This is a genomic window from Paenibacillus sp. EZ-K15 (genome assembly GCF_002573715.1).
Classification (GTDB): Bacteria; Bacillota; Bacilli; order Paenibacillales; family Paenibacillaceae; genus Paenibacillus_AQ.
Genome location: NZ_PDHM01000005.1, coordinates 79,258 through 106,138, shown reverse-complemented (window position 1 = coordinate 106,138; position 26,881 = coordinate 79,258). Strand labels below are relative to the sequence as shown.

Genomic DNA, 26,881 nt, shown 5'->3' with positions numbered 1-26,881 from the left:
AAGATCAGGGCTCTTCACTTAGAGCAGATATTTTGAATATCACCATCTGCGATAAGGAAATCCCAATTCCCCGCTGTACATTAACGAGTAAAGAAGCCTGGCGTTATCCGCCAGGCTTCTTGTTTGCATCCCTTATTGAAGAACGATTTTGATCGCATTGCCGATCGGCGGCAGGCTCTTGGTGAGCATCGGACTGTAGTAACCGATAATCTCCGCATCGTCGGTCAATTCGGTAGCTTTCAAGGTTTTACCGTCTTTATTCACGAGAACCGTCTCGGGTGTCAGATTCAGGATCACTTCGCTCGGCGATTGTTCCGTTAGTCCTTTTCCCTTGATCGTAACACGTAGGTTACCGCCATCGGCATTGATATCCGTGATGGCACCAGCTGTAGCGAGCTGGTCCGTCTCTTCCTTGTCCGACTTAACTCTGATTTCAAATGCATAGGTCTGAGGAGGCAGGCTCATGGTCATCGCCATGCTGTGAACCGCTTCAATCTTCATGTCTTTTGCAAGATCCTTAAGCTCGATCTTCTTGCCTTCCGCATCGCGGATGACGGTGTTCTCATCCACGTTCAGTACGATCCCTTCGGTACCCGTGCCGTTCATGTGAACGGCTTTGCGATCCTCATGATTGATAACTTCCGTGATGGTTCCCACGACGGTTTCTTTCTTAACCTCTTCTTCGGACGTGATGTTTACTTTCGTTCCATCAACCGATACGTTAGCCTGGAGCACTTCGCTGAAGAAGTTAGCCGGAACATAAAGCGCGCCCTTCACATTCACCGGCGCAGCGCCGAGGGACTTGTACATTTTGTTAACCGTATACTGGTCCTTACCCGTTTGCACGAGGGTCCAGATCGGGGATCCCGGTTTGGTCAGCTCCGCAGAGCGGTCCTGTTGATTCCAGTCCAGTTCAAATCCGAGCGCCTCGGATACGCTCCGCAGCGGGATCATGACCTGCTTCGCATCGGCGTTCATATAAGCGGCGCCGGCCACTTCCTTACCGTTAACCAGAACTCCATAATCCATTACAGCCGATATCACGACCGGTTGTTGTTCCTGGTTGCCTCCAGCCTGGGGTGCTGCATAAGCCGCTGCGCCACCAGAGACAGCGATGGCCGCAACCATCAATGTCGCCGCTTGCTTCTTCCATTGTTTGTTCATGCTCATCATCCTTTCTAGGTGCCTTAAATTATCATGTACTACTATACTGACGGGCGTATTTGCCAAATGTTGCAATGAAATGATAAGCGAATGTGGAAGATAGTACGCAGAAAGGCCGTTCCGGGATAGACTTATCAAGTCTTCCGAAACGGCCTTTATCTGACTTAGCGATGGATAAATAGCGGGTCAACAAAGCTTCTGCAATATTCCTCCGCAATCTGCTCCGCGCTGTATCCCATATCACGCATGTATAGAATGATATCCGCGCGCGGCAGAGATGCGAGCATCACAGAGGTGAACTGAGGGTCAAGCGGCATCAGTACTCCCTGCTCCGCCGCACGCTCCAGCAGGCGCTTGATCTGAAACCGTAAAAACGTGAAGGGAGGGTTCTCGCACATAATGTTCTTGGTTTCCTCCAACCGGTCAGAGGTCAGCATCACCCTGAGCCACTCCAAGTCTTCATTGAAATGCAGAATGACCTTTGTCATCACCGTCCGCAGCCGATAAGCCACCGGTTCACCCTCACTGCTCTGAAGGTAAACGTCCAGCCCCTCCATAACCGATCGATCTTGGCTTCCATCAGCGTGAAGCAAATCTTGCTCTTGCTGGGGTAACGGCGGTACAAGGTGCCTTGCCCGATCCCGGCCGTTTTTGCCACTTGATGCATGGAGACGTCCTCGACTCCGTATTTATTAAATAAAGCCTGAGCCGTATCCAAAATCTTTTGACCCAACTCGTCATTCTCTTTCGGCAATGCACGCATCCCTTTCTAATTTGAACACACGGGAACCTTATGCAGCAGACTGTTCTTCTTCAACGGGTGAAGTTGTACGTTTAACAAATAAGCCCAGTACTAAAGCGATGATTGCAAGAACGAGTCCGATTACAAAAGCATTATGAAGACCGGCAACCATGCTCTCTACCGGATTGAGATCCCCGGTTGTTTCAACGTAATTTTTAGCACCTGCTGTCATGATGCTGATAAAGAGCGCCATACCTACGGCTCCTGCTACCTGCTGCAGTGTATTCATGATGGCTGTTCCATGCGGATACAGCAAGCGCGGCAGCTGATTCAAGGCTGTAGTCTGGGCCGGCATCATAACCATCGAAATCCCTATCATCATCATAACATGAAGGAAGATGACATAACCACCGGTCCATGAAGAGTCGATGCGCGAGAACAGGAAGATGGCGACGCTCAAGAGAGCAAGACCTGGGATAATCAGAACTCTCGGTCCGAATTTATCGAATAGCTTTCCTGTAATCGGCGCCATCAATCCGTTGATGATACCGCCCGGCATCATGACCAAGCCTGCTGCAAGCGCAGTTAAGCCCAGTGCGTTCTGCAGGAACAATGGCAGCATGATCATGGTGGAGAACATGCTCATCATCAGCACCAGCATCAGCACGGTCACGAGCGAGAACATCGGAAATTTGAAGGTACGCAGATCCAGCATCGGTTCCTTCATCTTCAGTTGGCGCCATACGAAGAGCAGCAAGCTGATAGCCCCTGCCGTAATGCACCATACTACCTTCGGATCAGACCAAGTGCCTTCTCCGGCACTGCTGAATCCATATACGATACCCCCAAAACCGATAGTAGACAGTATAATCGAGATATAATCGACCTTCGGCTTGGTCAGTATCGATACGTTCTTCAGGAAAACCGCTGCAAATGCAATGGAGAACGCAGCAAGCGGAATGACCAGATAGAACAACCAGCGCCAGTTCAGCGCGTCCACGATCAAGCCGGACAGCGTCGGTCCGATCGCCGGGGCAGTCATGATGACAAGACCGATCATCCCCATAGCGGCTCCGCGATTCTGAGGCGGATAAATACTAAGTATCGTGTTCATCAGAACCGGCAGCATAAGCCCCGTTCCGACCGCTTGCAGGATACGCCCTACCAGCAGCACCCCAAATACCGGTGAAAAGCCGCAAATAATCGTACCTATAAGAAATAGCGTCATGGCGCCTATAAACATCTGTCTTGTCGTGAACCACAGCTGCAGCAGCGCCGTGACTGGCACCAGAATACCGACAACCAGCATATAGGATGTTGAAAGCCACTGCACCGTAGACTCTCCAATACCAAACTGCTCCATCAAGCTTGGGAAAGCGATGTTCAGCAGTGTCTCATTCAAGATGGAAACGAACGCGCCAATAATCAGTGCGGCAACAATCGGCCCTCTCTTTATTTTGCTTAAATCAATCTTGGCCGAACTTGGCCCCACTCCCATATCCAAGAGCTTATCCTCCCTTATCTCTGTATACACGGACAATTGTCCGGTAATGCGTTTTTTATTGTAACGGACAATTGTCCGCAGGTCAACTGAAAATTTTCATTGAATTTTCAATAAAAGAAAAATGGATGCCGTCCATGGTACGAATCCGCCGAATCATGCTGTGGAGACACAAGGGCAGTTATGTTCTTCACAAAAAAAGGATCCGCCCTACGCCGCAACTTAGGACAGATCCTTCGATTCTAGTATTCACGCACGTCGGCTCCGTGAGCCGTTACGCGTTCAGCGCAATCTTCTCCTTGTATACTCTGGCCCAGCCCTCCAGATTGTTCGTAACGATCAAGAGCTCAGGGTATTGGGCAAGAGATGCCAGTACAGCCTCATCATCTGGCGTCCAAACAATAAGCTGTACCCCCCGCTTGCGCGCTTCCTCCATAAATGAAGGGGTCACGTACACGTATTTGACGGACACATAACGAGCGCCGATCTCCTCCAGGTAAGGGAACACCGATGGCGTAGCTCCATATATCACCAGGCCCAGCTCGATGTCAGGATCCAGTGAACGTGCTCGTTCAATGGAATAATGATCGAAGGAGGTGAGGAATACCTGCTTCTCCATGCCCGTATCCTTAATCACGTTAATGACCTTCTGTTCCAGGCCGGGGTAGGTATCCCCCATCTGCTTCAGCTCAATGTCAACGATCATCCGATCCTTGGCAAAGCGCAGAGCTTCCTCCAGCGTGGGAATGACTTCTCCTGAACCTGCATCCAGCTTGCGTATTTCCTCCAGCGTGAAGGCATTGATTGCCCCTGTTCCGTTAGTCGTCCGGTTAACCGTTGGATCATGGATCACAACGGGCACGCCATCCTTCGTCAGCTGGACATCCAGCTCCAGGTGCGAGAAGCCAAGCTCCAACGCTTTCCGAAAGCCCAGCATCGTGTTCTCCGGGTATTTCAGCGGATACCCTCTATGAGCCAATCCCCGTACTTCCATGTGCCTTTCCCTCCAAACTTAAGTCGATTGATGGCCTCGATCACGGCCAATACCGTACGTTAACGGACTGAGTTACGTAATCGGGATGCCATTTGAAGCTCTATAGGACTGTTCGCCATGAACCTTCCGATCCCTGCTGTCTGCAGTAGATCATAACCTTCGGTAGAAAACAGAGAGACGGCATGACGGTGTATGCTTACCCACCGTATCCATACCGTCTAGAATACCTACATCATCCGGTTATGCGGTTATTTAAACGTCGAATTCGCCATCGCGGCCACAATATGCCTCTGCATGACCGTAAAGACCAGCACGATCGGGATAATCGCCATAACGCTGGACGCCATAATAACATTGAAGAACATGGCTTCATTTCCGGCAATGGAATCCCTCAGCATCGCAATCCCTACCGTTAGCACGCGCATGTCGTTGTCATTAGTCATGATCAGCGGCCAGAAATACGAGTTCCAAGACGAGATGAAGATCAACACGCCCATGGTAACGATCGTTGGCATCGCCATCGGGAACAACAGCTTGTACAGTATGGAGAAACGACCGGCTCCATCCACGCGCGCTGCTTCCAGCACGTCGTTGTTAATCGATTTGAACGCCTGCCTGAGCAGGAATATCGCGTAGGCGGAAGCCCCGTGGGGCACGATGAGCGCCCAGAACGTATTCAGCCAATCCAGCTTGGACATCATGACGTATACCGGAACGAAAATAACCTGCTCCGGCACGATCAATGCGGCGAGAACGAGCAAGAATAAAGCGTCCCGTCCCCAGAACTTTCCCTTCGCAAATGCATACGCCGCCATAAGCGCCACGTTTAGCTGCAGAATAATCGTTCCGACCGCCATAAGCAGCGTATTGCCGAAAAATCGTGCATATGGGATAACCCGGAAGGCTTCGGCAAAGTTCTGCCAGGCAAAGGTTTCCGGCCAGAATGTAGGTACGGCCATCCGCATCTCAGACTGCGTCTTGAGCGCGCTGATCAGCAGCCAATATACCGGAAAGAACATGACGAGCGTCACGATCACGGCTCCGATGATACGGAGTGCCATCATGGTCTTTCGGTATTTGGCGGATCCAGCCATATAATTATCCTTCATAGTGCACCTTCTTCCTGCTGACCACCCATTGTACCAATGTTAACAGCAATATGATTACAAACAGAATCATGACAAGCGCCGAGGCTCTTCCTGTTTTGAATTCTTCAAAGGCCATCGTATAGATCCAGTACACAATCGCGTTTGTTGCCTTGAGCGGACCGCCGTCCGTCATAACATCGATCGACTGGAACACCTGCATGGAGGAGATAAAGCTCGTGATGACAAGAAACAGTGTCATAGGCGACAAGAGCGGCAGCGTAATGTTGCGGAACTGCCGTAACTTGCTGGCTCCATCAATCGAAGCCGCCTCATAATACTCGGCCGGAATCCCACGCATGCCCGCGATAAAGAGGATCATCGCAAAACCGACGCCCTTCCAGACCGAAACGGCAACCAGCGCCGGCAATGCCGTCGAAGGGTTGGTCAGCCATTCGACCGGTTCCATGCCGAACCAGGAAACAATGGAATTCAGCAGCCCATATTGCCCGTTGTAAATCCAGGTAAATACCATGGCGGCGACAACCATCGAGACATAATACGGCATGAAGATAACGCCGCGCATGAAACCGAACAACCGTGAGGATGACACGTTGAGCAGCAGCGCCAGCAGCAGCCCGATGACAAGCGTGAACACTACGTCCATCACGGTGTACAAGAACGTGACCTTCAAGGAGTGATAGAAATCCGGGTTTGACAGCAAGCGCGTATAGTTATCGACACCCACGAACTTCTTCAGGGGTCGCGTCATATTCCAGTTCGTAAAGCTGATGTACACGGAATAACCCAGAGGATAATACAGGAACACGCCCATGAATAACAACGCCGGGAGCGCGAACGAAAAGTCCTTCCACTTCTCGATCAACGTATGGGAGATCCGTTTAGAGACCGAAGCGGTCGCCCGATTGGACGCCGCCTTTGTCATTGGTTTATTGGTCTCCATAGGCATCACTCATAGTCAGCCAGAATATCGTTGATCTTCTTGGCTGCATCCTGCATAAGTGGTGTCGGATCTTTTTTGTTCAGCACCATTTCCCCTACAACTTCTTTGTAAACTTCGCTGAATTCAGGGTAAGCCGGGTGCTGCATGCGCGGTGTCACTTCGTCAAAGTGCTCGTATACCGCTCTGTATTGCGGCCATCTTTCGAAATATTGATCGCCTTCCTCAGACTCAATGGCGGATTTTCTTGTCGGCAGGTATCCAACGGATTCAGCCCACTTAATGTTTTGCTCCGCCGAAGTCATGAACTCGATGAATTTCCAAGCCGCTTCCTTCTCCAGATCCTCGGCACCGTCCATCATGACGATCCCTGCGCCGCCGATGTTGGAGGTCCGTACTTTATCACCAGGGATGAAGGATACGCCAACCTCGAAGTTCGCATTCTCGCGGTACATTTTCAGCATCGCGGAAGTATGCTGTACCATCGCGATTTCACCGTTCAGGAACATTTGACGCATATTATCGGAGGCCCCTTTACCGAAGCCCATATGCATGCTGCCGTCATTTTGCCACTTGTAGAAATTCTGGAGGTAACGGAGAGAATCCTCATTCTCGACGGCCGAGGCACTCAGGTCCTCCGTCAGAATTTGTCCGCCACCGTTAATGTTCCATGGGTCATAGTACCATGTGTCCCATCCTGGAACGGAGAAAGCATAACGCGTCGTTTTGTTGCCTTCCTTTTTCGTTACCTTCGCATTGAAATCCTCGATCTCATCCCATTTCGCAGGAGGCTCTACACCCAGCTCGTCCAGCATCGTTTTGTTGTAGACGAATACGCTGGTGCTGACGATCAGTGGGAATCCGAATTGTTTCCCGTTGTATGCATAAGCGTTCAGCATACCTTGAGCGAAATCATCCATCTTCACTTCGTCCCGCTTAATCCACGGACCCAGATCAGCAAAAACGCCGCTGTCCGCAAAGTTAGCGAGTGAAGATACCTCAACATTAGTAACGGCTGGCACATCGTTCGCTGCTACTGCAGCCGATAGTTTTTTGTGAAGATCAGGATAGCCGCCTTGGAACACCGGCTCTACCGTAATATGTGGGTACTTCTTCTGGAACTCTGCAATCATGTAGTTCAAGCCTTCCAGTTGAGCATCCGCATGGGCATGCCAGTACTGGATTTTGACAGGTGTTGTATCATTCTTCATATCCATCGAAGCAGCTTCCACATCGTCGAGCGAAACCTCTCCTCCGGCACTTTCACTTCCACCGCCGCCTCCGCAAGCCGTGGTAATAACCATAAATATGGTCAATAACATTAACAACCATGATTTCTTTTTCATAGATGATCTGTTGTCCCCTCTCGAATCTATTCATCATTCATCTTCATCACTGCTGTCTATCCACTTCATCAAATAGCCGGTTCAACGGCACGTGGATCCTAAAATGGGGGGGATTCCCCCATCCAATCAACCCGTCTACCCCTTAAAAAGCGCACAAAAATAGAGACGTCAAAAGAGCGCAACCTAAGAGCCACCACCTCCTATAAAAGCTAAAGTAGCTGCTACTCGGGTTATCTCATCGTCTCCACCCCTAGCAAATATGTAATTATAGTTAATCCATCAACCGTACAGGGAACCTTACGTCCAAAAACGCGTATCTCCTGTAGATACGAGGTCTGCACCATTTGCCAGCGCCTCATCGATTTCTTCCTCGCTTCGTAAAAAACCTCCCACAATAAGCGGACAGTGAATTTCCTTCTTCAGGTCGCGGATCACGCGGGGTATGAGTCCCGGCATTAATTCCACCTCATCCGGACGGGCTTGTCCGATCATTTTCACTGCGGTTCTTAAAGCTGTCGTATCAATGGCAAACACTCGCTGTATCGAGCTAATGCCCGCTTGGCGCGAAGCCAATACCGTATTCGTCTTCGTCGTAATAATCCCGTCGATCTTGTACGAATCCGCCAAATACTGCACAGCCGAATTATCCCGGCCAATGCCGCTTACCATCTCCAGATGAACAAACACTTTTTTGCCTGAGGAGTGAAGTCGATTAACGATATCCCTGAGTTTTATGATATCGCCTGTCATCAGGTTCACACGCTCCACCGTGCTGTTCACAGCTGCATCGATCTGTTCCAGCTTGGTAATCGAAGCGATTACGGGAAGACGCCGTGTCCTTTGATCTGCCATAAGTGCGTGTCCCCCTTTTACCGAACACTCTTATGATAAAGACATAAGATCATGACAGTATTAACGATATGTAAAATCTGTGTTAACGGCACTCGCCAAGGCTTCGATATATCATGTATACGCTTACTATTTAGTTAACAACAGATTCTGCTATATCCTGGTTTGGTGGATTCCCCCTAGACTTAGGATCATTCGGTTCAGCGAAGAGGATAGCGCTTTCAGAATGGCTTGCCAAGCTATTTAATATCTATCATAGAGGAATGATTTAGCCATAGTCTATAGCGAAATTTGTATTATTTTGTCGAATTTGAAAGAATATCAACTCAATGTAACAAATATCATGGCGCGAACGACGAATGCATGATACTGCATCACCTTAAAGACCGTGCTAACACCGTCTTACTCGATACATTCCCGGAGCGGAGGGAACTCCCAAGGTTCCCAGGGTCATTTGCAGCAAAAAAATGAAAAATTGCGCAAAAAGTTGTTGAATAATTTTCCAATGTAGAATAAGATTGCGACAAAGGGAAAGGTAAGCGCTTTCCTAAATTTCAATAGACAGGTGTTATGCCGAAATGAAAATAACTTTAAAAGACATTGCCGACCATGCAAATGTATCTATTTCTTCTGTATCGAGGGCTTTAAACAACGCAAACTCAACAGCACTTGTAAACGACCAAACGCGTCTGCGCATTATTCAAGTTGCCAAGGACCTGGGTTACCATAAGTTTAACAATTCACTGCAAAAAAATGAAAATTTTTCAGTGAATAAAAAAGTTCCAAAGAGAGTGGGACTCGCTTTATATGATGTAAAAGCTAAATACCAAGATCCGTATTTTTCAGAGATCATTTACGGGATCGAAAGTGAATTGCTTGATCAAGAATGTATATTGGACTTTACATTTGAGGTGCAAGATATTTTCAATTTCAATTTATTCGGGGATATGAACGAGAGTGACTTAGGAGTTATTTGTATCGGACCGCTTAAGCATGATTTTATAAATGAGCTTAATAAGCGGGTTCCATTTGTCATATCGGTGGGCGGAATACCTAAGCTGGACATTGATTATGTTACGGTGGATTTTCGTAATGCGGCAATGCAAGCAGTTCAATATTTGGTAGATCTTGGTCATCGCAAAATTGCTTATATTGGCGGAAGCTCTCAAGTTGGAATGCCGATTGATCAAGAAGAACGTTTCTATGGTTATAAAGAAGCGATGGAGTTTAACCATCTTGACATTATTCCGGAGTGGGTTCAAGACGGCTGCTTTGATCTGACCAAGAGTTATGAAGCCATGAAAAAAATTTTAAACACGCAGAGTCCGCCCTCGGCCGTATTTACAGCTAGCGACAAAATGGCATTTGGGGCGTACAAGGCAATTGGTGAATATGGGCTATCGATTCCAAATGATATATCTGTTGTTTCTTTTGATAATGTCGAAATGTCAGAATTCATTAACCCTCCGTTAACAACGGTACAGGTCCACAAGGAGGAAATGGGGAGAATCGCAGTCAAATTACTGCTTCAGCGCATGGAAGGGGGGATACCTTTGCCATTGATCAGCTATTTGCCGACAAAACTAATGGTCCGCAGTAGCTGTACCGAGAAAAGCGAAGTGAAAACTATATGAACGTTTGAGGAGGGTATAATAATGAAAAAAGTAATGGCTTGTCTCGGTTTAGCCGCTTGTATGCTTATCCCCTTAGGTGCTCCAGTGCACGCGCAATCAGCCCAAGGGGACATAAATGCAAATGAAAAAAAACCAAAAGCAACCTTTCAAGTGATCAGTGACCTGCATATTAGGGATACATCGTTCTCTCATAACAAGCTTTCGAAAGCGCTTCACGACCTGCATTCCATTGACCCGCTGGCAGATGCTATGGTCATCAACGGAGATATAACGAATAACGGTTTTCCCGAAGAATATGCAAAGGCTCGCGAGCTTCTTGATCAATCGCCTAAACCGATGAATCTGTATATGACCATTGGGAATCATGAGTTTTTTAATGGAGCTGGAAATGAAGTGAACACCAGTCGGTTCGCAGACTTTATCGAAGAGGAGCATGTGTATTACGAGAAAATGGTGAACGGCTATCCTTTTATATTCCTTGGCTCTGAAAGCTGGGGGCCTGTCGATTCTCCCGCCAAAGACGATGCCTATCTGAGCGACGAGCAGTTGAATTGGCTGGAAGATACTTTGGAGAAACGCAGCAAGAGCGAGAAGCCTATGTTTGTTTTTCTTCATCAGCCCCTTTCCGCCGTATATGAAGCAGCAGAAAAGCGTCTAACCGATCTCTTCTCGAAGTATCCGCAAGTTATTTTATTCTCTGGCCATACCCATCGGGATATGCGACTTCCAAATATTAACCTAACACAGAATGAATTTACGAGCATCAATACAGCCTCTGTCTATTATACAACCTTCGCACCGACAGTAAACTGGGACGAAAGCCAAGGATTGTATGTGCAAATTTACGATGACAGGGTCGTAGTCCAAGGACGTGACTTTTACCGTAAGCAATGGATTCCCGAAGCGCATTACACGATTGATGTCCAATCGGCAACCACATTTTCTTATCGTAATAACTACGTTATTCCGGGTGAAACCGCCCTATTAACCACGAAATTTACAAATTATGGACAAAACACAGTCAAGGATATCCAATTGGACTTAACGGCCCCTGATGGTTGGAGTGTAGAGGCAGTAACCGATCCTCTGGTCACCCATCTTTCGCCTGGAAGTTCGATTGAAACAGATTGGCGTGTGACGCCCCCTGATACTGTTGAGCCTGGATTCGCAAAATTAGATGCAGCCGTCTCATTTAAATATGGAGAAAATAATAAGCAAACAGAATGGAGTGCCGACTCTATAGTCTGGATACCAGAACGGCTCCCAGCTGCCGATTCTTATGTAAGTGATGTGGAATGGATTCATTCCGCAAATCATTGGGGGCCCGTAGAACGGGATCAAAGCAACGGTGAAAAAGCAAAAGACGACGGAAAAACCATAACTATTGGCGGCGTAGAATATACGAAAGGCTTAGGTGTGCATGCGAATGCTGAGATTGCTTATTATATAGGCGGCAACTTCTCGACATTTACCGCAGATATCGGAATCGATGATGAAGTGGGAAATAGAGGATCGGTCGTCTTTCAAATTTGGGCGGACGGCGAGAAGGTATATGACAGCGGGCTTGTTACCGGATCTGATTCCGCCAAAAAAGTTCATGCTGATATCTCCGGCGCACACGTACTGAAACTGGTCGTCATTGATGGCGGAGACGGCACTGGCTACGACCATGCGGATTGGGCAAATGCCCATATTGCCAGATCCGATGTAAACAGCTAGAAAGGCTAATAAAAAGGGTTAAAAGGCACCCCATTTCCGGTCATTTCCGGATTTGGGGTGCCTTTTGCATACCTTGAATTACATACGAATCCCACATGTTTCGTTGCGTGGCCCCTCCTTTAGTTCTTCTGCGGGCAAAGGCTATTCGAATAACGGTACCTTCGGATCCTTCCCGTTACAGTGAACCAGCATCGCATGCAGCTGTCCTCTATGGTGATACACATGCGCCACGATTTCGAGCAGCCATTCATATCTCGAATAGGTGACGCCCCAGTAGGAAGTCATCTCTTGATGGAGTTCTTCTTCCGTCATCTCTCTAAATGCCTGCTCCAGATAAGAATAGCTGCTTAATAATTCAGCCTGTAAATCTTTCAGGTTATTTAACGACACACCCTCGTAATAAGCGTCCATCTCCTCTTGCGTGGCGCCGCCCGATATGTAAAAATCAGCCCGGCAGATCACTGCGATATGCTTGAGCAGCTCTCCAACGGAATGTTTGCCCTCCGTCGGCTTAACGAGCAGGTCCGCTTCATCCAGCCTGTCGATAATCGCAACAATAGAAATGACAGCAACCTCGATTTGATGCAATGCATATGTGCAATAGGAATTCATATGTTCTCTCCAATCCAATATGTATACACTAATATGTTGTTCGAACTCGCTTCATTATTATAGAACATACGTTCTTAATATTTCAACAAAAAAACAACCGCCCCTTAAATGCTAAGAGGCAGGTTGTTCCGCTATATATCTTATGACCGATCAGCCAACGAGATGAAATCCAGTTGTATTCTTAAGCACTTCCACATGAAACGTGCTGCCGTCAGCCCCGCGCACGACGCTAACCGACAGGTGCCCGCTTCCGATTGCAATCTGCTCAACCTTCAGTTCATTCATCCCTTCCGGAAGGAACGGGGACAATGCGATTTCCTTGGTCACCGCATTCGGATACAATCCGAGCATCGCCTGCAGGAAGACGATCGAGGTTCCGGCCGCCCATGCCTGCGGCGAGCAGGTAGTCGGGTACGGAACCGGATGGCCCAGCTTCGCATCATGTCCGCAGAACAGCTCCGGCAGACGCTGGTATTCAAAATGTGCGGAAGCCTGCAGCAGGCCGGAGATCACCTTGCCTGCCTCAGCTTTGAATCCTTGCTTGCCGAGACCCAGTAGGATCATGGCATTGTCATGCGGCCATACGCTGCCATTGTGATAGCTCACCGGATAATATCCGGTGGAGTCTGTGCTCATCGTACGGATGCCGTATCCGTTAAACATATCGTTTCGGAGCATCCGCTCGGACTGGGCTTTCGCCCTGCTCTCTTCCGGCAGTCCGCTCATGAGCAGATGCCCCGGGTTCGAGGAGACGCTTCGGACCTGACGCAGGTCCTTATCCAAAGCGATGGCATAACACTGCTCATCCTCCATCCAGAAGGCCGCTTCGAAACGGACGCGAAGCTCCTCGGCTTCCATCTCCAGCTTGCGAGACAATTCAAGCTCGCCCAGCTCCGCGAAGACGGGTGCCAGCGATTTCTTCGCTTGATACACATACCCCTGAACCTCCGACAATGCAATCGGGGATTCCGCGTATTCCCCATTCTCATGGATGATCGAGTTGGCGGAGTCCTTCCAGCCCTGATTCGGGAAGCCCTTCTCGGCTTCCTGCTTGTAGGCCATGAAGCCGGAGCCAGCTTCAAGTGCGGCATCGATGTAATCCAATGCCCGCAGCATGTTTGGCTTAAGCTCCTCCGCCAAGGAAAGATCGCCCGTCCAGCGGTAATACTCGCCGATCAGCGCCAGAAACAGCGGCGTGGAATCGATGGTGCCGTAGTACGGCGAGAACGGGGATTGATTCGTCGTAACCAGCTCTCCATAGCGAATCTCATGCATGATTTTGCCCGGCTGCTCATCCCGCCAAGGATCGTTCTTCTCTCCTTGATAAGCTGCGAGCGTTCTCAGGGTCCCCTTGGCATGGAGCGGATTCACCGGAAGCATGAACAGGGCCGTGATCAAGCTGTCTCTGCCGAATGGAACCGCGAACCACGGCAGCCCCGCGACCGTTGTATCGCCGAAGCCTACATCGGTCGTCAGCATGCGCAGATCCTGCAGTCCTCTCTGGTACAAGCCGCAGAACAGCGCGGAATCCGACTGGACCTGCGAGCTGTTCGCGTACCAAGCTTCATAGGAGGCTTCGAGCTTCTTCAGCCCCTCTTCGTAGGTCAACGGCTCCGCTGCGAAATGCTGCTCCGTCATCGGCGAAACAAAGAACGTAATAACCTTCTGCTCTTTGGCTTTCAGGGACAAAGGGAACGAAACATTCCCGGATTCATCCGCTTGTCCGCCATCCGCATCCCAAGTAATGCGTGTCTGCCTTCTCAGGTTGTCGGCGCCGACATAGGCCAGCGTCATATCTTGATCGCCTGTCCGTATACCCTCCATCTTGCCAACTTCCCCGGTACGATATTTACGCACCAGGAACATATCCTGAAAATCGGCATCAAAGGAAACCGTGAACTCGATATTCGAATCCGTCACAAAATAATTAGTCAAGGTGCAGCGCTCGTACAGGATGCCATTATAGATGAAACGCTCCCGAAGGATTTCGATCGCCCCTACATCCTTAGTATCCTTCATCAGGCGGAAGGTTGCCACATAACTCTTGTCGCCCGTAGAGGACAAGAGCGAAGGCTTCTCGCCGTCGATGAACAGCTCCATGCGGCTCAGGAAACGCGTATCCTTCGTATACAACCCATGGCCTTGATCATCCCCGAGGACGATATCTCCATTAAGCCCGGTCAGAAAAAATACGTCTCCTTCTTTAATTACGCGGTAGTCCATGCATAAATCCCCCTTTGATTCCGGTTTATTCAACAACCACAAGCTCAGCCTGCAGTCCTTCTTCCGAATGCGGTCCGACCCAGACATGGAACTTCCCGGGCTCGACCGTAAACGCAAGCCTCTCATCCAGGAGCCCTAGCTCTTCACGCCCCAGCGTAAAATGCACCGTCCGGCCCTCGCCCGGCTGCAGCTGCACCTTGCGGAATCCCTTCAACTCTTTGACCGGCCGGGTAGAGCTTGCTACCAAGTCGCGGACATACAGCTGCGCGGTTTCCTCGCCGGCTCTGGATCCGGTATTCGTTATGCTCACGGATACATGTACGGTCTCGTCCCGGCCAATTTGATGCCGGTCCAGCTGCAAATCCGTATATTCGAACGTTGTATAACTGAGGCCATACCCGAACGGATACAGCGGAGAATCATCGCAATCGATATAATCTTCGTACAAATGAGGACGTCCGGTATTCTTCCGGTTGTAATACATCGGAATTTGGCCCGTCGCACGCGGAACGGTAACCGGTAGGCGACCACTCGGATTGTAAGCGCCGGTAAGCACATCCACAAGCGCATGACCTGTGGTTGTTCCCAAATGCCACGCTTCAACCACAGCATCCGTATGTTCATGCAGCCATGAAGTGGCGAGCGGACGTCCGTTCATCAGGACGACGACGATCGGCGTGTCGGTCTGACGTTTCAGCTCCTGAATCAGGCGCTCCTGACAGGGTGGAAGCGTAATGGAGGTTACGTTGTAATGCTCGCCCGTCATCGCTTCGGATTCGCCCACAACGACCACGGCGGCATCACACTGTCTGGCGAGCTCCACAGCCCGTTCCACTCCCCCATCCAGTTCCTCCAAAATGCCGCTGCCCTGCTCATAGAACACCTCGGCTTTAGGTTCGATTTCCGATTGAAAAGCGTCCCATACCGTGACAACGTCCTCATCGCGGCCTTTCCAAGCCCAGCAGCCCATCGAGTTGTGGCGGTCATCCGCCAGCGGCCCAATTAACGCCAGCCTCTTGTGCTTACCAGTATCCAGCGGCAAAATCCCGCCGTTATTCTGCAACAGCACGATCGATCTCCGGGCGCTGTCCCTGGCCTGAGCCAGATGATCCGCTGGAATGGCTTGCCCTTTCAGCGGATCTCCGGCTCTTTCAGCGTCTTCGCTCACATACGGATTCTCGAACAATCCAAGGCGAATTTTCACCTGTAATATGCGGAAAACCGCATCGTCCAATAGTTTAAGCAGCTCAGGGTTTTCCTGGACCAGCGTTTCCAGATGATCAAGATAGACTCCGGCGTGCATGTCCATGTCGACGCCGGCGTTCAATCCCTTCAACGCGGAATCCTTCCGGTCTTCCGCATAGCCATGGTAGATCAGCTCTTCAATCGACTCCCAATCGCTGACCACCATGCCGTCAAAGCCCCATTCCTGCTTCAATATATCCCGCAGCAGATACCGGCTTCCGGAAGCCGGAACGCCGTTCAGTTCGCTGAAGGCACTCATCACGGACAGAGCCCCTGCCCGAATCCCGTGCTCAAACGGCGGCAGCACGGTTTCCCGCAAGGTCCGCTCCGACATGTCTGTCGTGTCATAGTCCCGGCCGCCTTCGATCCAGCCATAACCGGCAAAATGCTTCACGCATGCCGCTACCGTCGGGTAGCCATCCTCATTCGCGCTTTGAAATCCTCGGACCTTCGCGGCAGCAGCCAAGGAAGACAGATAGGCGTCCTCCCCCGTACTTTCCGCGATGCGGCCCCAACGAGGATCACGCGTGATGTCGACCATCGGGGCAAAGGTCCAGCGAATACCTTCCGCGGCCGCCTCTACCGCCGCAATGCGGGCGTTCTTCTCCATCCCTTCCAGATCCCAGCTAGCGGCTTCGCCGAGCGGAATCGGAAAGATGGTACGAAAACCGTGAATGACATCATCCCCGATGAGAAGAGGAATCCCCAGCCTCGTTTCCTCCACGGCCAGCCGCTGTAGCTCATTGATCTTTTTCGGACCATGTACATTCAGCAGCGACCCGATCTTGCCTTCGGCCACCATCTTCAGTTCCTGATCCTCGCACCGGCCGTACTGCACCGTCTGGCCGACCTTCTCGGTCAAGGTCATCTGCGCGAGCAGGTCCTTCGCGCGCTGTTCCACGTTATCCATGTCTAATCCCTCCGATGCTTCTATATCAACCTTTGACGCCAGCGTTCGAAATTCCCTCGATATATTGGCGCTGGAACAGGAAGAAGAACAAGATGATCGGCAGCGTGGACAGCACGACCCCGGCCATAATCATCGGCGTGTTCTCAAAGAACATATCCTTCACGCTGTTCAGACCCACAACCAGCACATACATTTCCGGCGTATTCGCAAGCGTGCTCGGAACAAGATAACTGTTCCAGGTTCCGGCAAAAGCAAGAATCGACATCGTAATCAGTGATGAACGGGCCAGCGGATACACGATCCGCCAGAAAGCACCCATCTTCGTCAGGCCATCCATCCGCGCAGCCTCCAGGAACTCGTTCGGCACCGAGATGAAGAACTGGCGGAGCATGAAGATGTACAAGCCCTGATACAGGAACGGCACCGTTAGCCCCCAGAACGTGTTCAGCCATCCGAGCTGCGCCACGTTCACGTACACCGGGATCAAGATCATATGGTACGGCACCATCATAGTAGCCACGACAATCCAGTAAATCAGGCCTTTACCTTTGAAATTCAGCTTGGCTAGCGCAAAGCCGGCCATCGGGTTAATTATCAGGTTCCCGATCACAACAACGCCGGTCATGATAATGGTGTTCAGAAACCATCTCGGCACATTGTACGCATCGTTCGTGAAGAAGATTTTGAAGTTCTCGAGCGTCCAGTTGGCCGGCGACGTCAACGTATTGACGTGGCGCATCGGAATGATGGACGTATAGATGGTATAGAGAAAAGGAAGGGCGAATAAGAGCCCAAGGATGATCGTGCCGATATACAGAAACAACCGACCGTTATTCGTACGGGTCTTCATTGCCCTCACTCCTTCTCATCCAAGAATTTTTTTTGCAGATACGTAATCAGCATGATGATCAAAAAGAACAGCACCACCGCCGCGCTTCCATATCCAATGTTCATGTAACGAATCCCGTGCTGGTAGAAATACGTAACCACCGTACTGGTAGCGCCCGCTGGCGAACCGAGCGCGCCATACCGGGAAATCGCCGCAATCTGGTCGTAGATCTGGAAGCCGGCGATCGTCGATACCGACACGATGAAGAACGTGATCGGCTTCAGGAACGGCACCGTGATGTAGCGGAATTTGTTCCATTTGGATGCGCCGTCAATCTCGCCCGCTTCATACAGATCCTTCGGAATTTCCTGCAGACCCGACAAGTACACAATCATGGTGAAGCCGGCTTGCTGGAAGATAAACAGAATACATACGAATAAGAGCGCATAGTTGGTATCCGCAAACCATGTTACATTCCCGAAGCCTAAAGCCCCGAAAAATTCCGTCAGGAAGGTGCCCTGCTTAAACAGCATCATGAACACGGTAGTGATCGCGATTTGCGAGGTGATATACGGGATGAAGAATACCGTCCGGAATATCCCTTTACCCTTCAGCTTCTGATTGACCAGGATGGCCAAGAGCAAACCGAGGACGGTCTGAATCGGAATCGAGATGACCACGATTTCCAGGGAATGAAGCAGCGCCTGGAAGAATTCTTTATCTTGAAGAATAGTTACATAGTTTTCCAGGCCGATGAATTTCGCCTGGTCCAAGGCAGCGAAATTCGCATCCTGAAAACTCCTTACGAAAGACTGGATGAATGGATAGAGAAACCACCACGCCCACAATATCAAAAAGGGCAGCGTAAACAACCAGCCCAGTGTCTTGTCGGAGTCTGCCAACGAACGGAACCAGGATTGCCTAATCTTGTTTCCTTTCAAATCAGCGTGCTTGCTGCTGTAATCGGACATAAGTTATCCCCCGCTTCCATGGCTTAAATTGAATGGATCATTTAACAAAGGCTCCCGCTCCCCTGAGAACAAGGAGCGGGAGCGGGTGTTGCCTTTTTCTTATTTGAATTGGCCTTGAATATCGTCGAGAATTTGCTGAGCCGTTTTACCGGAGCCGCCAAGAATCAAGCCTTCCAATTCTTTAACGAGTTCATCCGTGAAACGCTTGGTATCTGTCGGATAACCATAGTCTGTGCTGTACTCCAGCGCAGGCTGCAGCGCCTTGAATTCAGGGTTTTTCTCGAAATACTGCTGGGACAATGAGGCTACCGCCGGATTAAAGCCAAGCTCCATGAATGCGGTTTGCGTATCGTCATTGGTCATGTAATAAGCAGCTTTGAGCGCAGCTTCTTTGTTCTTCGCGTCTTTCAATACCATGTAAGCGTCAGAGCTCATGGTGCTTCCGTTGGTTGTTCCTTTTGGTACTGGAATAGCTACCATTTTGAGGTCCGGATTGGCATCCTTCAGGTAACCTTTGTACCAGTAACCACCTGTACTCATAGCGCCCTGCTCGTTGCTGAATACTTCGCCGTCCCAGCCAAAGCCGAGTGATTTAGGAGTTACAGCAAGTCCCTGGTCATACATATCGATGATCATTTCCAGCGCTTTGACGTTCTCTGGAGAGTTGATGGTCTCACCGTTACCCCAGCCACCGCCAAAGCTCTTCACGTAGTTCGTGATATGGAAGGCATCCAGATTCACGATAATGCCCTTTACATTGCCTTTGTTCAACACTTTCGCCGCTTTGATCACTTCATCCCAAGTGGTTGGGTACTCGCCGAGGCCAGCATCTTTCCACATTTGCTCGTTGATGAAGAACATCGCCGGCATATCACTGTTAGGCACACCGTATTGCTTACCGTCCACATTCCAGATGTTCTTCGATGTATCCGGGAAACGGTTCATGTCAACGCCCGTTGCTTGAACCAGGTCATCGATTGGTGAGAACAATCCCTTATTGATGTACTCGTAAGCACCTTCGTTGGACATCTTAATGAAATCAGGTGCAACGCCGGCCGCAATTTCACCCGGAAGCGTGTTCCAGAATTGCTCACTGCTTGGATATTGTTTGATTTTGAGTTCAAGCTCTGGATATTGCTCGGAGATGGTATCCGCTGCTTTCTGATAAATCTCCAAATCCTGTGCCGTACCCCAGAATCCGAAATTCACTGTTACTTTTTCCGCATCTGCGGCTCCATTATCTTTATTGTCAGCGCTTTTATTGCCGCCGCAAGCGGTTAAACCAACAACAAGAGCCAGGCACAACACCAGCATGGCCGAAAACTTCTTGTTCAATTTACCCATGATGCTACCCCCCACGTTTCTTTTCGTTTTACCTTACACCTACATCATAAAGAGCCGAGACAATAAAAAAAATTAATCAAATGATGATTAATTTTTTAAAATTGACTATTTTTTTATAAATAGATTGCACGTCAAGAGCGTTTTTATGAAAAATCACACTTTCTTTTCGAATATCACACTTCTTCTTTCCTATATTGCTTAGGAGAAAAGCCTGTGTATTTTTGGAATACAATGGCAAAATGGGCCTGATTATTAAACCCCACCATCTCGGCAACGTCATAAATTTTGTAGCGGTAGTCCTTGAGGAGCACCTTCGCCTTCTCGATCCGAAGCTCGTTGATATAATCAAACAGTCCTTGACCGACCTCTTGCTTAAACAGCCGACTGACATAATTCGGACTGACATGAAACAGCTCCCCGAACAATTTTAACGAGAGGCTCTCCGGGTAGTGCTCTTCCGTATACTCCATAATATTGCGCGTGAGCTGGCTGTATCCCTTCATCTCCAGATGGTTGCGGTTCTTAAACCGCTCCTCGAATCTGGCCCGGTACGCAGCCGACAGCTGCTGGAAATGATGGATCTCTTCAAAAGCCGTTACATCCTCTTGAACGGTTCCGCCGGGCGTACCCTCGCTCTCCCCGATCATAAACAGCAGACCTTCGTAAACCTTACGGACATCCTTCTCTTCCATGCATTCTTCCTGCTCCAGAAACGTCTCCCACTTGGACAGCAGCTCCATAAACCGATCGTTTGCTTCTTCCCTGAGCGCAGACTTCATCTGGCTTAAATAGGCATCCGCCTGTTTATATACATGCTCACTCTTCTGCTTCAGATGCTGATAATAGAATATCGACGTATCCGGGTTATAAAATTGATGCGCTAACGCGGTTCCTGCCTGCTCGTAGCCCTTCTGAATGCCGTCGAAATCAGCAAACCAGTCGCTGATACCCAGCACGATGTCGATGTTCACAAAGCGCTTGAGCGCGGAACTGATCATCTGCACCATTTTATTAACACGCGTCAACGAAGCCAGCAGGCTTTTCAGCTCGCTGTTGCTGATGAATACGACGCTGCACTGCTCATCCAGCTGAAGATATTCAACTTCCTTCTCCGTGGACAGAATCTCGCTGACCACGTTCTGAACCGTATTCGGCAGGATGGATTCGGTTTCTTTGGTATACCTTTGGATGACCGTATGATAATTCTTGATTTTGAAAAGAACGACGTATATGTTGCCCTCTTTAAGTCCCGTTTCGTGCAGGCCATGAACATGGCCATGGAGTGCGTCATATAGCATCTTCTCCTTCCGGTTGCCCGCTGCACCCGACTCCGCCTGAGCCGGAGTCCCACGGCTTCCAAACTGTTCCCGGACGCTCTTCAGCATCGCGGTCAGCTCGCGTTCATTCATGTCGGGTTTGTGAAAATAATCGAACGCCCCCAGCTTCAAAGCTTCCTTCACATATGTAATATCATCGAAGCTGCTCAGCACAATAGTCTGCACAGGAAGCTGCCGCTCCTTAATCGCCCGGAGTACCTCGATTCCGTCCATCTTCGGCATTTTGATATCCAGCAGCACCACGTCAGGTGCGGTTTCCATTATCATGCGCAGCGCCTCTTCGCCGTCGCCAGCCTCACCCACGATAGCCACACCCTGGGCCTCCCAATCAATTGCCGATTTGATCCCGATCCGAACGAGCGGCTCGTCATCTACTATAAGTATTCGCACTTGCTTATCACCCTGTTTCTTCTGTGATGATCGGAACCCGAAGCCATGCCACAGTTCCGCCATGCTCTCCCCTCTTGATCCACAGGCCGTATTCCGGTCCAAAATGAAGGGATATCCGGTTCCGTATATTGTTAAGTCCAATCGAGTTGAAGGTATCCTGCGGACCTCCCTGCTCCACCTTTGCTTGTCCACCCTCGGGAAAACCGCGTCCGTTATCACTTACTTTCATGATGAGCGCGTCCCGTTCCTCATAAATCGATATCACAAGGTTACCCTTGTAATCGATACCTTCAAAGCCGTGGAACACCGCGTTCTCCACAAGGGGCTGAAGCAGAAATTTCAGGGTCCTATGATTCATTACGGCCGGATCGACTTCATACGTGACATCAAATTTATTAAAATAGCGGAAATCGAGAATTTTCGTATAGTTTTCCATGAATTGGACTTCCTCCGCAATGGTCACGTAGTCGCCTTCCTTCTTCACCGTAAACTTGATGACCGAAGAGAAAGCCTGAAGCGCTTCTTCAATGCCGGTTGCTCCCTGGATCTTGGCCATCCACTTGATGACGTTCAGCGTGTTATATATAAAATGCGGACGAATCTGCGACTGCAGCGCATTCATCTCCAGATTCCGCTTCTCCTCTTCCTCCACATAGATCCGCTCGATTAACTCGCGAATTTCCTGCAGCATCTGGTCTACGGTATGGCTGATCACGCCAATTTCGCCGTGCTGTCTCGTATCAAAGCTTACGTCAAGCTGACCTTGGGAGACAAGCTTCATTTTGCTGTTCAGCACCGCCAGCGGTTTCATGATCGTGGTCGCGATGCGTGCCGAGATCAGGATGGACAGCACGAGCAGCAGAATCAATGCGGCGATTAAGATGGCAACCATAAGATAGACAATCGAGAACAAATCCTTCTTCGGAATGACCGTAACCGCCTTCCAATTAGCCAAAGAAGAGGAAGAAGAAATCATGTAGGTATCCCGATTGATCTTCGTGTTCACTTCGCCGTCTGCGTTATATTGAAAATCATTCCCCAATACTTCGGATGCCGACAGCCCGATTTCCTCGGGGTGGACGCTATGCACGATATGATCGGCTTCATCGATCAGATAGAAATTCGTATTCTCGGAAAATGCCGTATCGCTCCACAGCGTCTTGAGTTTATCCACCGAAATGTTAAAGAGGATAAACCCAAGATCCTCCTTCGTGTACGGATCCATGATGGCCCGGCCAACCGACACGACCGGAATTCCCTTGGCTGACAGCAGCCGCTCCTGACGAATCCCTACAGGGACAAGGCGACCATGGGCTCCTCTGATCTTCCGGATAAAAGGCTCACGGGTAAACTGCTCCTTGAAATAAGCGAAGTTCATATATTCCCTGTTGCTTCGGCCAATAATCGACTGACTGTTCTCGTGATAGATGACAACGGAGTCAATCAAATCCGAATACAGCATGATCCCGCTCTGGATCAAGCCGTTCACTTTATCGAAATCCTGCCCCCGTTCAAGCAATGGATACGTCACCTTGCCGTAATCCTTGCGCATAATGGCATACACCGTGGAATCCTGAATCGGAAACATCGACAGTCGCAGCAGCGGCTGCAGGGAGGTGTCGATATTTTTAATAATTTGTTTGTTGTTCTCCACGGCGGCATCAATCATCGTACTCCGGTTATTCTCCACGTATACCCAGGATACGATGCCGCCGATCAGCAGGAGGGGAACGATGATAAAGGCGGAGAACGCCACGATCAGTTTCTTCTCCAGACTTAAGTGAAGCATCTTCTGCTTTAGTTTCTTCATGAGCCGTATCTCTCTCTTCTCGTTGTTCGTTATGATCGTCCTTTATCGCGCCGTCCCGCTTATCCGAAATTTTCTCGGCGTCATCCCCGTAAAATTCTTGAACAATTGCGTATAATAACTCTGGCTGCAAAACTTGAACGTAAACGCGATTTCGGATATTGACTGGTTCGTATTAGCCAGCAAATGTTTGGACTCCTCAATCTTCCGCCGATTAATAAAAGTTGTAATGGATACGCCCGTCTCCCGTTTAAAGCGATCGGACAGATAGCTCGGGTGGACTTTCAAATATTCCGCAACCCTCTGCAAGGTCAGCTCCTCAAAAATATGCTCCCTAATGTAATAGATCGCCAGGTTCACAATGTGAGAGAAGGACACATCCTCTTTCTCGGAGCGAATCATCGAAACAAACTGCACCAGCATTTCATACTCAAAATGAACCAGCCGCTCCACATCGGTCATTTTCTCGATCTCAAGGATCAGCGTATCGCTTAAGTGAAAGGCAATCTCAGGATCCACGCCGCCCCGGATGATCGCGCGGGTAAATAAGGTACAGGAAGCAATCAAGGCATTCTTCTTCGACCGAAGCGGATACGTCGCCAGCACAGCTGCTTCCAGCTCGTTAATCTTACGCAGCATATCCATGGCTCTATTCTCATCGCCGAAGCGGATCGCTTCCAGCAGCTCGTGCTCATAATCAAATGGGGGATGGATAAAATTCTCGCGCAAATAATGCATACGGGAAGACAGATAAAACGGACGGTTTCCCGAGCGTGAAGGCTCTTTCATTATTTCCACACCACCTAAAAATATTGATAAAAACCTTGATATTTTAGTATAACATAACCCCGATTGGCTCTAAAATTCAAGCATAACCATGCTAGGAAGGATGTGTAGACCATGACCTGGAATATATCAAATCCTGATTTGTCACAGCAAGCGTTGCTGAATATGGAAAGTATTTTTGCACTCGGAAACGGTTACTTGGGTGTGCGTGGCAACTTCGAAGAAGGCTACGGAGAGAGTTTGTCCACCATTCGCGGTACCTATCTGAACGCTTTCCACGACGTGATTGACATCCCTTACGGCGAGAAGCTCTTCGCCTTTCCCGATACACAGCAAAAACTCGTTAACAATATTGATGCCCAAACGGTCCTGATCTATTTAGGTGACGAAAAAGAACCTTTCCGCCTCGATCACGGCACGATCACTGCGCATGAACGCCACTTGCATATGAACAAGGGGTATTCGGAACGAATTGTGCAATGGAAATCGCCTGAAGGCAAAGAGATCAAGCTGACCTTCCGCCGCCTGGTGTCCTTTACGCACCGGGAATTGTTCGCCATCCATGTACGGATGGAGCCGGTCAATTTCAACGGCCAAGTTCGCATCGTCTCCACCGTGAACGGCAAAGTGAAGAACTACACCAATGCCAATGATCCCCGCGTCGGAGCAGGGCATGCGGAACGGATGACCGTCATCGATGCCGGCGTCAAGGGCAGCGATGCCTATGTCGTTGACGAGACGATGGCGTCCAAGCTGCGTGCGGCTTGCGTGACCCGTCACCAGTTGGATGCCGATGCCGACATTCAGCTCGAAGCCGGAGCCGGAGAGGTTACATTCACGGCTACTCTTCCATTGACCGGACCAATCCACTTTACGAAATACAATCTGTATACCGACAGTCTTCGTCACGGGCAGGAGATGATCGAACGTGGAATCCAGCTGCAGGAGGAGTTGAAGGATACCTCGTTTGAGGACTTGCTTGCCGAGCAGGCCGAGTATCTAAACGCCTACTGGAAATCGGCCGACGTCGTGATTCAGAACGATGACCAGCTGCAGGAAGGCATCCGCTTCAACCTGTTTCAGCTGCTGCAATCCGCCGGTCGGGACAAGCACAGCAACATCTCTGCCAAAGGACTGAGCGGCGAAGGTTATGAAGGCCATTATTTCTGGGACACGGAAATTTACATGTTCCCGGTATTTCTGATGACGCAGCCGGACATTGCTCGCCAGCTGCTGCTGTATCGCTATTCCACACTGGATCAAGCGAGAGACAGAGCTCGGGAAATGGGACACCGTCAAGGCGCTCTGTTCCCGTGGCGCACGATCTCGGGAACGGAATGCTCCTCCTTCTTCCCATCCGGAACGGCGCAATACCATATCAGCGCAGACATCGCCTACAGTTACATTCAGTATTATCTCGCCGAACAGGATCGGGATTTCCTCATGTCCTATGGGGCGGAGGTGTTGATCGAAACCGCTCGCTTGTGGGCCGACATCGGCCACTATTATAACGGCGCCTTTCATATTGATGAGGTTACGGGGCCGGATGAATATACCTGCTGCGTGAATAACAACTATTACACCAACGTTATGGCGAAGCATAACCTGAAATGGGCTACCCAGAGCTGCACCATTCTGAAATCCTACGATGCTCAAGGCTTCAAGTCCCTCTGTGACCGGCTCGGCGTCACGGAAGACGAGATCATGGAATGGGCGAAAGCGGCGGACGCTATGCTGCTGCCGTACGACGAGGCACTCGGCATTAACCCGCAGGATGATACATTCCTCCGCAAGGCGGTATGGGACTTCGACAACACGCCGGAGGACAAATATCCGCTGCTGCTAAACTACCATCCGCTGACCATTTACCGTTACCAAGTGTGTAAACAGGCGGATACGGTGCTTGCTCACTTCCTGCTGGAAGACGAGCAAAGCTTGGAAACGATCCAGCGTTCGTATGACTACTATGAAGGCATCACGACGCATGATTCGTCCCTGTCCTCCTGCATCTTCAGCATTATGGCTTCGAAGATCGGCAGCATGGACAAGGCGTATGAGTATTTCATCGAGACGGCACGCCTGGATCTGGACAATACACACGGCAACACGAAGGACGGCCTGCACATGGCTAACATGGGCGGTACCTGGATGTCCATCGTCTACGGCTTTGCCGGCATGCGCCTGAAGGAAAGCGGACTTTCCCTCTCCCCGGCCATTCCGCAGGACTGGGAGAAGTATGCCTTCCGCCTGAACTTCCGCGGCCGCCTCATCGGCGTATCCATCGAGAAGGACGGCGTGACCTTGGAGATCGTGGAAGGAGATTCCATCGAGATCAAGCTGTACGACAAGGCCGTAACGCTTGAAGAAGGGAAATCTGTGAAACATGCGCTTCAGAGCAAGTAATTAGGTTTAGGCCGTGGGGTGATTGCCCT

General features: G+C 49.9%; 21 protein-coding genes. 3 read left to right on the top strand and 18 right to left on the bottom strand.

Features of this window, described 5'->3' with window-relative positions:
- Positions 1–132: 132 nt before the first annotated feature.
- The 9 genes from CRG97_RS02740 to CRG97_RS02705 all read right to left on the bottom strand — a co-directional run bounded on the left by CRG97_RS02740 (position 133) and on the right by CRG97_RS02705 (position 8,645).
- The gene (locus tag CRG97_RS02740; protein ID WP_098741648.1) at positions 133–1,164 is read right to left on the bottom strand and encodes a copper amine oxidase N-terminal domain-containing protein; all 1,032 of its coding nucleotides are present in this window, start codon (positions 1,162–1,164) and stop codon (positions 133–135) included.
- A 164-nt stretch (positions 1,165–1,328) separates the two neighbouring features.
- The gene (locus tag CRG97_RS33480) at positions 1,329–1,676 is read right to left on the bottom strand and encodes a hypothetical protein (RefSeq protein WP_237566267.1); all 348 of its coding nucleotides are present in this window, start codon (positions 1,674–1,676) and stop codon (positions 1,329–1,331) included.
- Entirely contained in the window at positions 1,652–1,918 is a 267-nt protein-coding gene (locus tag CRG97_RS33475; RefSeq protein WP_237566266.1) for a TetR/AcrR family transcriptional regulator, read from the bottom strand. The genes CRG97_RS33480 and CRG97_RS33475 overlap by 25 nt, the downstream gene beginning before the upstream one ends.
- 37 nt (positions 1,919–1,955) lie before the next feature.
- Positions 1,956–3,404 (bottom strand): MDR family MFS transporter, encoded by a 1,449-nt coding sequence (locus CRG97_RS02730; RefSeq protein ID WP_372238799.1) that lies wholly within the window; start codon positions 3,402–3,404, stop codon positions 1,956–1,958.
- A 277-nt stretch (positions 3,405–3,681) separates the two neighbouring features.
- The gene (locus CRG97_RS02725; RefSeq protein ID WP_098741647.1) at positions 3,682–4,401 is read right to left on the bottom strand and encodes a glycerophosphodiester phosphodiesterase; all 720 of its coding nucleotides are present in this window, start codon (positions 4,399–4,401) and stop codon (positions 3,682–3,684) included.
- Between the two features lie 248 nt (positions 4,402–4,649).
- Positions 4,650–5,510, bottom strand: a complete 861-nt coding sequence (locus tag CRG97_RS02720; RefSeq protein WP_098741646.1) for a carbohydrate ABC transporter permease — start codon at positions 5,508–5,510, stop codon at positions 4,650–4,652.
- Complete coding sequence (locus CRG97_RS02715; RefSeq protein ID WP_481856174.1) at positions 5,500–6,456, bottom strand: carbohydrate ABC transporter permease; 957 nt, start codon at positions 6,454–6,456, stop codon at positions 5,500–5,502. Before CRG97_RS02715 ends, CRG97_RS02720 begins: the two co-directional genes overlap by 11 nt.
- The gene (locus CRG97_RS02710) at positions 6,456–7,793 is read right to left on the bottom strand and encodes an ABC transporter substrate-binding protein (RefSeq protein WP_098741644.1); all 1,338 of its coding nucleotides are present in this window, start codon (positions 7,791–7,793) and stop codon (positions 6,456–6,458) included. Before CRG97_RS02710 ends, CRG97_RS02715 begins: the two co-directional genes overlap by 1 nt.
- A gap of 297 nt (positions 7,794–8,090) precedes the next feature.
- Positions 8,091–8,645 carry a glycerol-3-phosphate responsive antiterminator gene (locus CRG97_RS02705; RefSeq protein ID WP_076322389.1) on the bottom strand — a complete coding sequence of 185 codons (555 nt, stop codon included), beginning with the start codon at positions 8,643–8,645 and terminating at the stop codon, positions 8,091–8,093.
- A gap of 575 nt (positions 8,646–9,220) precedes the next feature.
- On the opposite strand from CRG97_RS02705, the gene CRG97_RS02700 reads away from it, so the two are divergent.
- Both CRG97_RS02700 and CRG97_RS02695 read left to right on the top strand, forming a co-directional pair.
- Positions 9,221–10,276, top strand: coding sequence for a LacI family DNA-binding transcriptional regulator (locus CRG97_RS02700; protein ID WP_076322390.1), 1,056 nt, complete (start codon positions 9,221–9,223; stop codon positions 10,274–10,276).
- A 21-nt stretch (positions 10,277–10,297) separates the two neighbouring features.
- Positions 10,298–11,995 carry an NPCBM/NEW2 domain-containing protein gene (locus tag CRG97_RS02695; protein ID WP_098741643.1) on the top strand — a complete coding sequence of 566 codons (1,698 nt, stop codon included), beginning with the start codon at positions 10,298–10,300 and terminating at the stop codon, positions 11,993–11,995.
- A gap of 141 nt (positions 11,996–12,136) precedes the next feature.
- Here CRG97_RS02695 and CRG97_RS02690 read toward each other — a convergent pair whose 3' ends face one another.
- The 9 genes from CRG97_RS02690 to CRG97_RS02650 form a co-directional block, all read right to left on the bottom strand.
- Positions 12,137–12,607: a DinB family protein gene (locus CRG97_RS02690; RefSeq protein ID WP_098741642.1), complete on the bottom strand. Its 471-nt coding sequence runs from the start codon at positions 12,605–12,607 to the stop codon at positions 12,137–12,139.
- A 150-nt stretch (positions 12,608–12,757) separates the two neighbouring features.
- The gene (locus CRG97_RS02685; RefSeq protein ID WP_098741641.1) at positions 12,758–14,830 is read right to left on the bottom strand and encodes an amylo-alpha-1,6-glucosidase; all 2,073 of its coding nucleotides are present in this window, start codon (positions 14,828–14,830) and stop codon (positions 12,758–12,760) included.
- Between the two features lie 25 nt (positions 14,831–14,855).
- On the bottom strand, positions 14,856–17,009 hold the full coding sequence (bglX, locus tag CRG97_RS02680) for a beta-glucosidase BglX (protein ID WP_272914350.1): 2,154 nt from the start codon (positions 17,007–17,009) through the stop codon (positions 14,856–14,858).
- 1 nt (position 17,010) lies between these two features.
- Positions 17,011–17,835, bottom strand: coding sequence for a carbohydrate ABC transporter permease (locus CRG97_RS02675; RefSeq protein ID WP_098741639.1), 825 nt, complete (start codon positions 17,833–17,835; stop codon positions 17,011–17,013).
- Positions 17,836–17,840: 5 nt separating this feature from the next.
- Positions 17,841–18,785, bottom strand: a complete 945-nt coding sequence (locus CRG97_RS02670; RefSeq protein WP_098741638.1) for a carbohydrate ABC transporter permease — start codon at positions 18,783–18,785, stop codon at positions 17,841–17,843.
- A gap of 99 nt (positions 18,786–18,884) precedes the next feature.
- A complete protein-coding gene (locus CRG97_RS02665) occupies positions 18,885–20,129 on the bottom strand; it encodes an ABC transporter substrate-binding protein (RefSeq protein WP_098741637.1) in 1,245 nt (414 codons plus the stop codon).
- 173 nt (positions 20,130–20,302) lie between these two features.
- Positions 20,303–21,856, bottom strand: coding sequence for a response regulator transcription factor (locus CRG97_RS02660; protein WP_098741800.1), 1,554 nt, complete (start codon positions 21,854–21,856; stop codon positions 20,303–20,305).
- A gap of 7 nt (positions 21,857–21,863) precedes the next feature.
- Positions 21,864–23,666, bottom strand: a complete 1,803-nt coding sequence (locus CRG97_RS02655; RefSeq protein ID WP_098741636.1) for a sensor histidine kinase — start codon at positions 23,664–23,666, stop codon at positions 21,864–21,866.
- Between the two features lie 42 nt (positions 23,667–23,708).
- Positions 23,709–24,452 carry a helix-turn-helix domain-containing protein gene (locus tag CRG97_RS02650; protein WP_076322399.1) on the bottom strand — a complete coding sequence of 248 codons (744 nt, stop codon included), beginning with the start codon at positions 24,450–24,452 and terminating at the stop codon, positions 23,709–23,711.
- A gap of 111 nt (positions 24,453–24,563) precedes the next feature.
- Here CRG97_RS02650 and CRG97_RS02645 point away from each other — a divergent pair, with 111 nt between their 5' ends.
- Positions 24,564–26,852, top strand: coding sequence for a glycoside hydrolase family 65 protein (locus CRG97_RS02645; protein ID WP_098741635.1), 2,289 nt, complete (start codon positions 24,564–24,566; stop codon positions 26,850–26,852).
- Positions 26,853–26,881 lie beyond the last annotated feature (29 nt).

Bases quoted from the DNA above. Each gene is read 5' to 3' on its own strand.
- CRG97_RS02740 (WP_098741648.1), bottom strand. From the start codon at position 1,164: ATGAACAAACAATGGAAGAAGCAAGCGGCGACATTGATGGTTGCGGCC.
- CRG97_RS02730 (WP_372238799.1), bottom strand. From the start codon at position 3,404: ATGGGAGTGGGGCCAAGTTCGGCCAAGATTGATTTAAGCAAAATAAAG.
- CRG97_RS02725 (WP_098741647.1), bottom strand. From the start codon at position 4,401: ATGGAAGTACGGGGATTGGCTCATAGAGGGTATCCGCTGAAATACCCG.
- CRG97_RS02720 (WP_098741646.1), bottom strand. From the start codon at position 5,510: ATGAAGGATAATTATATGGCTGGATCCGCCAAATACCGAAAGACCATG.
- CRG97_RS02715 (WP_481856174.1), bottom strand. From the start codon at position 6,456: ATGCCTATGGAGACCAATAAACCAATGACAAAGGCGGCGTCCAATCGG.
- CRG97_RS02710 (WP_098741644.1), bottom strand. From the start codon at position 7,793: ATGAAAAAGAAATCATGGTTGTTAATGTTATTGACCATATTTATGGTT.
- CRG97_RS02705 (WP_076322389.1), bottom strand. From the start codon at position 8,645: ATGGCAGATCAAAGGACACGGCGTCTTCCCGTAATCGCTTCGATTACC.
- CRG97_RS02700 (WP_076322390.1), top strand. From the start codon at position 9,221: ATGAAAATAACTTTAAAAGACATTGCCGACCATGCAAATGTATCTATT.
- CRG97_RS02695 (WP_098741643.1), top strand. From the start codon at position 10,298: ATGAAAAAAGTAATGGCTTGTCTCGGTTTAGCCGCTTGTATGCTTATC.
- CRG97_RS02690 (WP_098741642.1), bottom strand. From the start codon at position 12,607: ATGAATTCCTATTGCACATATGCATTGCATCAAATCGAGGTTGCTGTC.
- CRG97_RS02685 (WP_098741641.1), bottom strand. From the start codon at position 14,830: ATGGACTACCGCGTAATTAAAGAAGGAGACGTATTTTTTCTGACCGGG.
- CRG97_RS02675 (WP_098741639.1), bottom strand. From the start codon at position 17,835: ATGAAGACCCGTACGAATAACGGTCGGTTGTTTCTGTATATCGGCACG.
- CRG97_RS02670 (WP_098741638.1), bottom strand. From the start codon at position 18,785: ATGTCCGATTACAGCAGCAAGCACGCTGATTTGAAAGGAAACAAGATT.
- CRG97_RS02665 (WP_098741637.1), bottom strand. From the start codon at position 20,129: ATGGGTAAATTGAACAAGAAGTTTTCGGCCATGCTGGTGTTGTGCCTG.
- CRG97_RS02655 (WP_098741636.1), bottom strand. From the start codon at position 23,666: ATGAAGAAACTAAAGCAGAAGATGCTTCACTTAAGTCTGGAGAAGAAA.
- CRG97_RS02650 (WP_076322399.1), bottom strand. From the start codon at position 24,452: ATGAAAGAGCCTTCACGCTCGGGAAACCGTCCGTTTTATCTGTCTTCC.
- CRG97_RS02645 (WP_098741635.1), top strand. From the start codon at position 24,564: ATGACCTGGAATATATCAAATCCTGATTTGTCACAGCAAGCGTTGCTG.